The sequence below is a fragment of the Cytobacillus sp. genome (assembly GCF_964223445.1).
Taxonomy (GTDB): domain Bacteria; phylum Bacillota; class Bacilli; order Bacillales; family Cytobacillaceae; genus Cytobacillus.
Genome location: NZ_CAXQGS010000049.1, coordinates 1 through 12,482, shown reverse-complemented (window position 1 = coordinate 12,482; position 12,482 = coordinate 1). Strand labels below are relative to the sequence as shown.

The following is a 12,482-nucleotide window of genomic DNA, read 5'->3' as shown; positions in this document are numbered from 1 at the left end:
ACTCCTTTTTTATAGTGTATGGACAGCCGTTTTTTTCAATAGATACCCCTCAGCCATTTCTTCTGCATATTTCTTTAAATGAGGTGATCCCATTTCATTTAGGGATATGCTTGTCACACGTTCCCGGAAAACAACAACTTCAACATCAGGCAGCAGTCTGTCTAAGGCATAAGCTAAAGGCAAACCATTTTCGAGTATTTCTAACACATGGCAGTTGCCAATCATAAAATTAACTCCTAACTCCTTAGCCGTTTCAATCAGGGGATGTCCATCATAAACCCGGCTAATGGAAGCGAGAACAGTGTCAGCCTCAGGGTGTTCTTTGATGACTTGCCGCAAATGATCAGGCGAAAATCCCGTATGCGGAAAAATGTGCACTATATTGTTCACAGGGCTGGTTTCTTCACCAATAACAATTCTCCCGCGCGTCACCGTACTTGTTTCAATCAGAGATGAAGCAGTGCGAAGTTCCTTTTCAGTATGTAATAGATCTTCTTCATTCTGCAGACCCATATATTTATCTAACCGGGTTAAAATATCTCCGAGAGTGTTCACCTCTGGGAATACTTTTCCTACATATAAAATATTTCCGTGTAGTCCTCCATAAGAAACCTCTGTCCGGTATACCTGATGGCCGTGCAAAAATGGGATGCCAGGATGTAATCCATGGAAAGCTTCATGTAATTCAAATGCAGCTACATTATACAAATCCAGATAGTTTTTCAAAATAACACCGCCCGAATTAGCCGCTTCAGCTATCGGATGATGAGCAACAATGGCATCGACACCAGTAGCGCCGGCAAGTTCGATACATCCTTCTGTCATTGTCATAGCAACTGCAATTTTTTTAACTTGTTTTTTCATTTCACCATAGACAAGACCAGGCGTTTCAATGATCTCTTTTCCGGGAATGTTGGAAGACTTCATGATGACAAAGGGATGCTCACCTCTTGTAATATCATTTAGAGATTTAATCACTCTTCCTCCTGTAAGGTCATCCAGCGCATTCAATACATCTTCTACTGTTTTCATAATGTTGTTGCCTCCTCTATTTTTTTTATAAAAAAAACCGTCAGCACAAATCAAACAGACGCTAGTCTGAAAGATTGTACTGACGGTTTTTATGCACTCTTAAGAGTTCAATGGACCAGTCATCACTATTTAGTTACCTGGAAATATAGGCACTTGTATCCCGATCCAGGGTAATGATAGTACCTGAAAGTTCAGTAACGGGATCATAGTCTTTTAAAATAGAAAGTACCTTCATCCCATATTTTTCTTCCAGGACATTCCTTAAATGTTCCTTATAACTGTCTATGATGGCAATGTCGGTCATTCGGGTTACAAAGCGATTAATCTCGTCCAAATGTTTAAGAGATGGAATTCTCTTGTGATAGGCGAAAATTAATATCTTATCCCCCAAAAAGTCGATTCGCTGACTTTTGACACCAATGTTAAACAAAAGAAGGTTGATATTGTTGTAGTCCTTAATTAGTTCCTGTTTAAATGGGCCAGCAGTCCAACTCATTTACTCACACCATCTTTTTGAAATTTCAGAATCATTTGATAAATAGAATTTAACATAGTTAATATTATCTGTAAAGTGTTTATATTAAAAATATATTTTACTAGATATAATTTGCACCATTAAGAATCTTCCTTCAGAAAAAACTCATTCCGCAATTATTTCCAGATTTTTATTTGCATGCTTCATAAGAGCTTTTCCCCTGATTACAACCATCTCTATACTTTCTAAGTTACTCAGGCACTCAAGCGGATTTTCCTTAAGCAAAATCAGATTCGCCCTGTATCCCTCTTTTATTTGCCCAACGTCACTCCCTAAAATTTTCCCGGCATTTACAGTAGCTGATTTTAGAACCTCTTTCGCATCAGAAATCATCTCATACATGGTATACAATTCATCCAGCAGCGCCCGGTGAGAAGTACATGGGGAACCGGCATCTGAACCGGCTCCAATTAAGATATTCCGGTTAATAATAGGATTTGAATGCATTCCGATGAATGCTGACAATTTTCTCTGCTTTGTCTCGTGCATATGAAGGAATTCCTTCCTGTGTATACCGGTGACAGTGATGTACTGTCCAATTTGGAATCCCCCATGGTTAAATATACAAATCAATCTCCCTGCAAATCCCTTTAACTTCCTGAACAAAACGATTTCGCTGCCGAACAAAATAAGTACAAGCAAATATAAATATTTCCGGTGTGGTATTTTTATGATAAACTCCTTTAACTTTTGCCAAACCCGGAAAGGGATGAAAAGGAAAGGTGTTGTCATATTCATATCTGCTAGAGTAAGAAAACATCAACCGATTTAACGTACCAGATACCTTTTTCAGCAATTCATTTAACCGTTTTTCATTATGATTCTCCTTTTCATGTAGTTTCTTGACCTTACTCATTAACACTTCTAGAGACCCATAAATTGGGGCGAAATCAAATTCTTTGTCGCTCAGTGAGTCAATTTGCTCCAGGATATTTCTGCTAGAACTCAAAAATTCATCAAGCCGGATTGGCAATACTCCACAGTTTGAAAGTTTATTAACAAGACTGCTATGAATTTTCGTATCCCGTACCAGCAAGTCAAAATCAACTTTGTCAAACAAATCTTTCTCTGTATGCCACCACCAATTGCCCCCTGGTGTTTGATAGATTTTATTCTCACTGGCAGGTTCATACTTAAACATAATGTGAATGGGGATATTAGGTCCCCAAAAGGACTGGTCTGCACCACGCGGAAGGTAGGTTAATTGTTCTGGTTTTTTCCCTGTATAAGTTTTGATAATTTCTTTAAGCAGGTGCTTATCTTCCATGGAAGTGGATCTTGGAAAAATCGCCTCATTTCCTTTTGAACCTGGAAAGTCCACATTAATATGAGCAACACACCTTTCATTTAGGTCCTCCCAGAAATGATCACAGTACCATGCCGATCCAGCATATCTGCCATTGGAGTGACCAGGCCACCAGGCAAATTTTATTCCTCTCTTTAACCTGGAATTACTAATACTGAACAGTCTGGCAAGTTCGAGTAATAAGGCATTTCCTACAGCATTATCAGTGGCTCCTTTATGCCAGGAATCATAATGGCTAGAAATTAAAAGAAACTCTTCCTCTTCGCCCTTTATGGTGCCAACTGGTAAACTAACAGTCTTAATACCTTCTTTTAAACCTGTTTTTATGGTTACGTTAATTTCTTTGTCAGCCAATTCCTCTAAGAGCCTAATACCGTCATGATAATTGACTCCGACAACTGGAAGCTTTGTTAGTTGGTCCATATTTTCAATCGTGGGAGTCCCCCAAATGGTTCCTACGGTTTCTTCATGAATGGCCTCTTCTTCTGATGGCCAAATATGTATTAAACCTAAAGCTCCAGCCTTTTCAATTTGCATAACATAATCCTCAAGGTAGTTCCAGCTAATAACTATTTTTCCTTTGAAATCTACAATACATGATTCTCCTTTTCTATCACTTGATTTATCATACACAAGCTTAGAAGTTATGCCATTAGGGCAATTCCTGCTAAAGGATCTGGCCTTGGCCCTTAATGTATAAGGAATTTGCGAATTCACCAATACTTCACCATAATGTGGATCACTGAAATATCCATCAAACTGATAACGTTCATAGGAGACTCCATATTGTTTAAGTTGATTGATAATGTAGGTAACCGCTTCTTCTGCCTCGGGTTCACCGGAAAGCCGTTCCAGCTCAGAAAGGAATTTTACATGTTTCTCCAATTCACTTTTATCAACTAGATGAGATACATTCATACCCGGTTTTTCCAATCTTCTCACTCCTGCCCATTCAGTAATAAAAACAACAAAACTCCTGCAAAAGCTATTTTTCGCAGGAGGAATATAAAGTCTTGATAGGTAACTTAGGGATAAGGAAGCTGAACGTGAATATTAACCAGACAATTGTAACTTAAACATTCTACTGCTAAGATGTCGATTGCCTGATACCAGCTCCGTGCCTTTAATAACTTATTCCATGAGCAATTAATACAAATACAGCTCCGATGGAAAACCAGATTAGGAAAAGCGGCCACATGAATCGGATCCAGCGGTTATATTTGATTTTTGAGACCGCCAAGCTTCCCATTAACATGGCAGATGTCGGCAGCATGATATTGGATAGTCCATCACCCAGTTGAAAGATAAGGACCGTTGTTTGTCTTGTAATATTGATAAGGTCTGATAAAGGAACTAAGACAGGCATGGTTGTAGCCGCTTGACCTGTTCCTGAGGTAATAAAAATATTTAATATATTTTGAAACGTGTACATCCCAAGAACTTGAACAGATGCTGGCAGCTGACCGATCGTTGAGGCAAGTCCGTTCACCACAGAATCAATGACATAACCTTGCTCTAAAACAACGACAACCCCTTTTGCGATACCTACAATAAACGCACCGAATGTAATGGCACTTGCACCTTTAACAAACTCTCCTGCAATTTTACTAGGTCCGTATTTTGAAAGAAAACCAACAATAATTCCTAGACTCAAGAAAAATGCTGCTAATTCTTCCATCCACCATCCCTGGCTGGAAACACCCCAAATTAGAACACCAAACCCTGCTATTACTGAGAGTATTGTTAAAATATGAGTCACTTTTACTGATGGTAAAGCTGATAAATCTATTTCACCGCGATTTTCCTCTATTTCTAAATCATAAACAAGACTTGCAGTCGGATCCTTTTTAACCTTTTTTGCATAACGAATGATATACAAACTCGTTGAAAATAACAATGCCACTAATAGAATGGCACGAAGCCACATACCCGAAAACATAGGAAGTTCCGCAATGGCTTGGGCTATCCCTACATTAAATGGATTCAATAATCCTGCTGTAAAACCTGAAGCAGCTCCTAGCATAACCATCGCTGTTCCAGTAATGGCATCATATCCCAGCGATCTAGCAATTACAATTCCGATCGGTACAAAAGCCATAACCTCCGCAGACATCCCCATTGTAAATCCACCAACAGAGAAAAGAATAAGGAATATTGGAATAATAATTAGACCTTTATTCACAAAAGCCTTTCCTACCCGAGCTGCGACAGCTTCTATCGTTCCGGTTGAATTAATAATTTGAAATACCCCGCCAATTATAAAAATAAAGAATACAACATCTGCAGCACCTACTAAACCATGAACAATCGCTAAGGGTATATCTAAGATACTAACCGGGCTTTGCTCAACAGATTTAAAGGTATTTTCAACAACAAGCGTTTGACCAGTTGCTTCATCCTTGACCCGCTCAAATTCCCCAGCTGGCAGCAGGTATGTTAATAAGGCTGCAAAGAATATAAAGAATATAATGATGACAAACGTGTGAGGCATTTTAAAAAAATTCCTTTTTTTCACTTGATTAGTTTCCATTCCAGGAGTAGGCTTCATTTATCAAATCCCCTTTCTCATAATTTTAGATAATTTAGCATCCTTATTCTTTTTCCATTCATCAAATTCGTTTCTGATTTCTTGTAATTTTGCAGGATTAAGACAAATATCATACGCTGTCATAGCTAACGCTTTTGCTGCCTTATTTAAGCCGGACATCCCATATTCTGATGCTGCGGCTTCCACAAATTCAGGAGTGTGTGTTGCAGCAGTATCCGTTATTTTTATATAAGGATGAATCGTTGCCGTTACTTGTCCAACATTACCAATGTCAGAGGAGCCAATTCCTCCCTTTTCAGGAGGATCGCTTACCAATTCACCTAGCTCTTCAAGATTTTTCTTAAAAATAGAAGCCAATGCCTTGTTGTTATTTCTTTCTGCATAAATTAAACCCTCAGAAATCTCTAATCTAGCCCCAACAGCTTCGGTTGAATATCGTGCAGCTGCACAAACTTTTTCTCTAACAACATGTAACGACTCGACGTTTTCAGCTCTTAATAAAAACTCTGCTTCACAATACGCTGGCACAACATTTGTTGCTTCACCTCCCTTGGTAATAATTCCATGTATTCTAACGTCATCCTTAAAAAATTGACGTAAGGAATTTACCGCAACAAAGGTATGGATAACTGCATCCAGTGCACTGATCCCTTTTTCAGGAGAAGCAGAGGCGTGTGCTGCTTTCCCATAGAATTTAAAAGTAACGTCAACACATGCGAGTCCCCCTCGTAATACCATTGTCTTACCGTGAGGGTGGCACATCATCGCTACATCGACATCATCAAATATCCCATGTTCGACCATTAGAATCTTCCCCCCTCCTTCTTCTTCAGCAGGTGTTCCGATGACAATAATTTTCCCTTTGAGATTTGGGTGTGCGTCCTTTAGGGCTAACGCAGCCCCCACTGCAGCAGTACCGATAATATTATGGCCGCATCCATGTCCCAGCCCGGCTAATGCATCATATTCTGCTAAAATAGCAATGGTTGGTCCTCCTTTTTGCCCCTCCCATGTTGCTCGAAAGGAAGTTTCCAAGTTGGCAAGTCCTCTTTCAATAGAAAAACCCGATTTTTCCAGTGGTTCAACTAACCAATTCATTGCTTTATATTCTTGAAAACTAGTTTCTGGATTTGAATGAATTTTTAATGATAATTCCCGAAGCTCTGTGTCTCTCTTATCTATTGCATGCAAGATTGCATTCTTACCTTTGACCGAAATATCATTCATAAAGTACACCCCTCTATTTTTTCAGAATATTATAACTTATATTTTTTAATGTTACACACAGACATACCATAAGTAAAATTAATCTTTTTTTAGATCACCCAAAAAATTTTTTTGGATAGTAGTGAGTACTTTATATCTTATTTCAAAAAGAAAAGACTAGAAGAGCAACACTAACTGTGCCTTCTAGTCTTTTTTGATATAATATAAGGCTTTAATGGATTCAACAAATTTGAAGATAGCCGCTAGCTGCAGAGAGGATTCACGGTACAAAAGCCAGGTTCGTTTCTTCATCTTTTGCCCATTTTTATAAGCTAAATCATAACAGAAGAGATGATCATGATCATGATTATGGATAAATGCTTGAGGAACAATGGAAAAGCCCAGCCCCATCTTAACCATTTCTTTACATGTCTCATAGCTATCTACCAGCATAGTAGTATTTGGAGATGTTTCATACCGTTCATTCCACCAGCTCGATATATTTTCCACATCAGACAGTTCCTTGGAATTCTTGTACTTAATTAATACGAAAGGTTCTTTTCGGTTGATAAATGGAAGTGAGGGAAGGTCCTCTATATTGATTTCCTGCTTTGTTATTAAACAAATACTTTCTTCATCTAAAAGATAAGACTTATCAGACCAATTATAGTCTCCCCTAACAATCGCAACATCGATTTCACCATCATTCAGTAAGCCCATCATCTCTTTACTGAATCCTGAATCCACATTTAAATGAACATTCGGATAATTCGCTGTATATTCTTTTAAAATGGGCGGCAAGTTATATTGGCAAAAATGACTGCTGACTCCAATTCTCAAATTACCTTTTACTTCATCCCCCATATTCAATAAGTAATCTTTTGCCTCTCTAAAGTCCGAAAGATATTTATTTGCATAGGAAACTAAATACTCCCCTGCCGGTGTGAATTTTACCCTTTTTCCATTTTTGGATATTATCTCTACCTGGAATTCCCTCTCCAACTGTCTTAATCGATACGTAAGAGCAGGCTGTGTCATATACACTCGCTCTGCTGCCTTTGTCAGATTTAATTCTTCATAAAGATATTGTAAAATTAGACAATCCTTTTCTTGCATTTCCTCCCCCTCTTTAATAAACATAAGATTCTTTTTTTCATTTATACTTTTTTGGATAATCGACATAAATAAATTCACTTGCTTAAGACCTAAATATCGTTAGAAACATTATAAACTATTATTATACTAACCAGTAGTTCCCGCACCCACAATCCATACATCTGCCTCCGGGTTTTCCGCACACTAGTCACCCGGATTACTAGTCATTATACAGCTGTGGGGTGCACCTCCTATTTAAGAACAATCAATCGATGTTCACCGAATGAAATACCCCACAAGAATCGAACCGGCACTATATACCAGCAGCAAAGCCATTATCACATTAAACTGACTTCTATACTTCGCCAGGAAGGATTGAAAAATCGATCCAAAAACACTCCAGCAAAAGGTGCTTAGGAAACCAACAAATGCAAGGAAAATGGAAAAGAATATCAGGCTCGTATGTGAGGTATAGTATGGAAGGATAAAGGTTGATATAACTGTAACCCCATATAAGATCCCCTTTGGATTAATGAATTGTAAAAGCATCCCGATTAAAAAGCCGTTTTGCTTTCCATCATTATTGTTTTGATTATCCGATTTACTGGTCATGATTTTAAGGGCCAAAAACAGCATATAAATGACTCCAATAATGGTCATGATCAATTCAATCTTTGGAATGAATTGATGAAGCAATAGATTAAAATAGCTGCTAAGTATCATAATGACAAAGAACCCAGCGCTTACCCCCAAACAAAATCGTAACGTATTTCTTAAACCGAACCGGTTAGCGAATACCATGGCCATAATATTGTTTGGACCTGGCGTAAAGCTGGTAACAAAAACATATAAGAAAAAAGATAATAAAGACACAGCTGCCTTCCTCCTTTGCGTGTATGTTATAATGTACAAAAAGACAATATAACGATTTACTACATATTGTATATTACGGACGTTATATTGTACAGATGAAAGGAATGCAGGTATGGAAGAAATTCATTTAATTCTTGCTAAAAACTTAAAAGCATATCGAGAAAATAAAAAATTAAGTTTAGAGAAGGTGGCCGAATTAACGGGAGTAAGTAAAACGATGATCGGCCAAATTGAACGGGGCGAATCAAGCCCTACGATCACAACCATTTGGAAGATTGCAAATGGTCTAAAGATCTCTTTTACCTCTCTGATAAACCATCCTCAGCCGGATACTCAAGTTGTTTTAAAGAAGGAAATTCAGACATTATCGGAGGATAATGGCAGGTACCGGGTATATCCTTACTTTCCTTTCGAAAACGATAAGCGATTTGAAGTGTATACCGTCGAAATCGACAAAGGAGGATACCTTAGTGCTGAACCTCATATCGAGGGAACCGAAGAGTTGATCGTGGTCTTTGATGGGGAAATAACCATACGGGTAAATAACGATGAATTTACGTTAGAAAGCGGTGACTCCATCAGATTCAAAGCGGATCGGCACCATACCTATCATAATTCAGGGAAATCTTTGGCACGTGTCAATATGATCTTATTTTATCCGGCAGAATAAAAGCATTCCTATGATTGGCGTAAATTTAACTGAAAGCTTAAATTGACAAACCCTTCCGCACAAAAAGCAGCCTCCCGGGGCTGCTTTCCTCGGTTAATGTTCCCCACAGCATATCATCAACCGTCTTGATAAAGAAAAGCTTACTAGTTTGCTTATCGTTGTGTAAGTGACATTATAATCGGTTGGATGTAAGGTCCTGCCATTTACCAATATAAATTTATTAATTTCAAACTAAACCTTCGCCGTATATAAAAGATAACAATATTCAATTTTTCAGTCCATTGACACTCCTAATCTTCCCGGATTTTTGGTATATTGACAGATGAGAATATTTGGAAGGGGAGAAAAGAATGAATGAACTAGTGTTTAAACAGTTTGAGAAGACAAGAGGTTATTTTATTAAAAAGATCGAGTCAGTTTCAAAGGATGTAGCAAGTATACAGCCAGACGGTTTTAACAACACGATCCATTGGCATATTGGCCATGTATTAACGGTCTGTGAACAGTTTATGTTCGGCTTTCCCCGCAAAACGACCCAAATCCCTGCAAACTATATTGAATTATTTGGGAACGGTACAAAGCCGGCTGATTGGAAAGGTGATATACCTGAAGCAGATGAGCTCATTATACAGCTGAAGGATCAATTGGCCCGAATTCAGCAAATTCCAGCTGAACGGTTAAATGAAAAGCTGGATAAACCATTTTTGGGACTTGAAACCTTTGGTGAATTAGCCGAATTTGCGTTGTTTCATGAGGCAAACCATTTGGGGCATATTCAAGCGATGGAACGGGTTATTCATCATACAGGAGTAAAGAACTAAAATAGGAAAGATCATTTTATTTTAGTCTTAAAAGTTACAAAGGATGCCCATCGATATTACGAACAGCACCATTGGGCATCCTTTCTTATCTAAATCTAGTCTCTCGTCCCCAGAACATCTGTATTTGGCGTTTCATACCCCAACTGGCGGGCCATCGCCATAATCTGTCCTTTGTGATGGTATTCGTGAGTGACAGTATGCATGATCAGTTTTCGAGGAGTCATTGAAATCTCCTCAGTTGATTCTCTCCAAGGAATAGGCTGCACGATTGATTGATCCATTTTTTGAGAAAAAGACTCAAGAACTTCATACACATAAGCATCTGCTTGTTCAAAAAGTGTCCTGATTTCCTCGATACCGATTGTCGGAATGTTTTCTCTAGGCGTGATAGGCTTCTTCGTTTTTAATAAAACAAATGATCCTAGCCAGCCATGATAACAATTCGCTACATGTACAAGTGTGTCACGCACACTCTGCCAGCCGAATCCAATTTCACACGTAAAATCTTTTGGATCCATTTTACTGCAAAAGTCCAAAAGCACTTCCCGATTCTCTTTGACCCATTCGTATTCCCTCCGCTCCATTGTATCCGTCCTCCTTTCTTTCTACTCTTTACTTTGCCTGGAACCCTGGACTTTTCGAATATAGATGATCTGTCCAATATGATAAGTGTTATGTCTGCACAAATTTGATAACGCCCCCCTGAGGGACAGGCACTCATTACCGCTCCTTTTCCTTAAAAAACAATTGTTTTGTTTTCATGAACAATAATCCGGTCTTCTAAATGCCATTTAACCGCTCTGGCAAGAACACTCCGTTCAATAGAACGTCCGCTCTTTTTTAGATCATCTATATGATCCCTGTGGTCAACACGCTTGATATCTTGTTCAATGATTGGTCCTTCGTCAAGATCGTTTGTAACATAATGAGACGTTGCCCCAATTATTTTTACCCCGCGCTGATAGGCTCGATCATATGGCCTCGCACCAACAAATGCAGGAAGGAAAGAGTGATGAATATTAATGATTTTGAATGGATGAGCCCCAACAAAGGCTGGCGTCAAAATTTGCATATATCTTGCTAAGATGATTAAGTCAATATCAAATTCTTTTAAAAGCTGAAGCTGTCTTTCTTCAACTTCCTCTCTATTTTCTTTACTTGCTGGTATGTAAAAGAATGGAATATGCATGGATTCTGCAATCTGTCTTGCTTCCTCGTGATTGCTCACAATAAGAGCGATGTCGGTAAGCAAATCACCACTTTGCCATTCCCATAACAGCTCACGTAAACAATGAAGTTCTTTTGATACGAAAATAGCTGTCTTCTTCAATTCATAAACAAATGCTAATTTCCATTCCATTGAAAATGTTTCTGCGATTTCCTTAAATTGACTCTTCAACTCTTCTTCCTTCGACTGTAAACCAGGACATTCAAACTCGATCCGTATAAAAAAGGTTCCACCCTCTGGATTTGTCGAGTATTGACTCGATTCAATAATATTAGCATCATGCTGAAACAGAAACTTGGATACAGCAGCCACAATGCCCGGCTGATCAGGACAATTGATAAGCAGCCGCCCCCTGTTTTTTTGACTTTCTCTAAATACTTGAAGTTGATCTTGAATAGATGAATTCATATGAATCTCCTTTTTTAATTTTAATAACTATAATAGACTTATTGTTCTGGATTTAAAAGCATATTTTTTTATAAAGTTATTTATTTGGGTTTAAAAGGAAAGTAATTAACCTTTAATTGATAAAGACGGTTTTCACTTCATAAGGATATTACACTAGTCAATTACCTAACAGCCTATGACATGAATGGTGGTTTAAACATTTATGGGGTACAGCTGTGAACTGTACCCCATCATTAAGACCACTCAATCATTTACCGAATGATATTCCCCACAAGAATCGACCCGGCACTATATACCAGCAATAAAGCCATTATCACATTAAACTGACTTCTTAAAACACTATAGAGCAGTATTACAAAATGGTAGTCGCTGCTACACCCTGGTATATGCAATAATTGATATACTTCCGCCTTATCGCCTGTCGCGTTCTCCTAAATTTATTCCAATCCCCATATAGATAACCGAAATTAACAGCATTAATGAAACCGGCAGCATGATCTCACTCCAGCCTGCACCAAAAAGAGCAGCATCCATCATCGCTTCAAGTGCATAACCCATAGGGAACAGGTCAGCAATAAAAGTGAAAACCGGATTATCCATTACACCCGGCGGTACATACACACCGCTGATAATCGGGATAATCGGAATAACAGATGGATAAACCATATTGAACTTTTCCGGCGTTTTGGTAAAGCCGGCAACCAGCATAGCCAAGCTTACACTGCTAAATGTAAACACGGCGGCAATCGTCAGAATAAGG

13 protein-coding genes are annotated in these 12,482 nt (G+C 38.4%); 2 read left to right on the top strand and 11 right to left on the bottom strand.

The features are described 5' to 3' along the window. Nucleotides 1-9: 9 nt before the first annotated feature. The 8 genes from ACEQ1T_RS07790 to ACEQ1T_RS07755 form a co-directional block, all read right to left on the bottom strand. Nucleotides 10-1,032, bottom strand: a complete 1,023-nt coding sequence (locus tag ACEQ1T_RS07790) for a Nif3-like dinuclear metal center hexameric protein (RefSeq protein ID WP_370222318.1) — start codon at nt 1,030-1,032, stop codon at nt 10-12. A gap of 133 nt (nt 1,033-1,165) precedes the next feature. Further along, nucleotides 1,166-1,528 carry a Na-translocating system protein MpsC family protein gene (locus ACEQ1T_RS07785; RefSeq protein ID WP_009333910.1) on the bottom strand — a complete coding sequence of 121 codons (363 nt, stop codon included), beginning with the start codon at nt 1,526-1,528 and terminating at the stop codon, nt 1,166-1,168. Nucleotides 1,529-1,672: 144 nt separating this feature from the next. Next, nucleotides 1,673-2,056: an amidohydrolase family protein gene (locus tag ACEQ1T_RS07780; RefSeq protein WP_370222317.1), complete on the bottom strand. Its 384-nt coding sequence runs from the start codon at nt 2,054-2,056 to the stop codon at nt 1,673-1,675. Nucleotides 2,057-2,123: 67 nt separating this feature from the next. Then, the gene (locus ACEQ1T_RS07775) at nt 2,124-3,806 is read right to left on the bottom strand and encodes a M28 family peptidase (protein WP_370222316.1); all 1,683 of its coding nucleotides are present in this window, start codon (nt 3,804-3,806) and stop codon (nt 2,124-2,126) included. 190 nt (nt 3,807-3,996) lie between these two features. Then, entirely contained in the window at nt 3,997-5,421 is a 1,425-nt protein-coding gene (locus ACEQ1T_RS07770; protein ID WP_370222314.1) for a YfcC family protein, read from the bottom strand. A gap of 3 nt (nt 5,422-5,424) precedes the next feature. Further along, nucleotides 5,425-6,648 carry a M20 family metallopeptidase gene (locus ACEQ1T_RS07765; RefSeq protein WP_370222313.1) on the bottom strand — a complete coding sequence of 408 codons (1,224 nt, stop codon included), beginning with the start codon at nt 6,646-6,648 and terminating at the stop codon, nt 5,425-5,427. 183 nt (nt 6,649-6,831) lie between these two features. Beyond that, nucleotides 6,832-7,743, bottom strand: a complete 912-nt coding sequence (locus ACEQ1T_RS07760; RefSeq protein ID WP_144539257.1) for a LysR family transcriptional regulator — start codon at nt 7,741-7,743, stop codon at nt 6,832-6,834. 255 nt (nt 7,744-7,998) lie between these two features. After that, a complete protein-coding gene (locus ACEQ1T_RS07755) occupies nt 7,999-8,595 on the bottom strand; it encodes a LysE family transporter (RefSeq protein ID WP_370222312.1) in 597 nt (198 codons plus the stop codon). Between the two features lie 112 nt (nt 8,596-8,707). Here ACEQ1T_RS07755 and ACEQ1T_RS07750 point away from each other — a divergent pair, with 112 nt between their 5' ends. Then, nucleotides 8,708-9,265, top strand: coding sequence for a helix-turn-helix domain-containing protein (locus ACEQ1T_RS07750; protein ID WP_370222311.1), 558 nt, complete (start codon nt 8,708-8,710; stop codon nt 9,263-9,265). 350 nt (nt 9,266-9,615) lie between these two features. After that, a complete protein-coding gene (locus ACEQ1T_RS07745; protein ID WP_370222309.1) occupies nt 9,616-10,086 on the top strand; it encodes a DinB family protein in 471 nt (156 codons plus the stop codon). Nucleotides 10,087-10,181: 95 nt separating this feature from the next. On the opposite strand, the gene ACEQ1T_RS07740 is transcribed toward ACEQ1T_RS07745, so the two are convergent. The 3 genes from ACEQ1T_RS07740 to ACEQ1T_RS07730 all read right to left on the bottom strand — a co-directional run. Continuing rightward, nucleotides 10,182-10,670, bottom strand: a complete 489-nt coding sequence (locus tag ACEQ1T_RS07740; RefSeq protein WP_370222308.1) for a DinB family protein — start codon at nt 10,668-10,670, stop codon at nt 10,182-10,184. Between the two features lie 152 nt (nt 10,671-10,822). Beyond that, nucleotides 10,823-11,722, bottom strand: coding sequence for a formyltetrahydrofolate deformylase (purU, locus tag ACEQ1T_RS07735; RefSeq protein ID WP_370222307.1), 900 nt, complete (start codon nt 11,720-11,722; stop codon nt 10,823-10,825). Nucleotides 11,723-12,133: 411 nt separating this feature from the next. Further along, the coding region (locus ACEQ1T_RS07730) for an ABC transporter permease (protein ID WP_370222306.1) at nt 12,134-12,482 on the bottom strand (349 nt) is incomplete at its 5' end.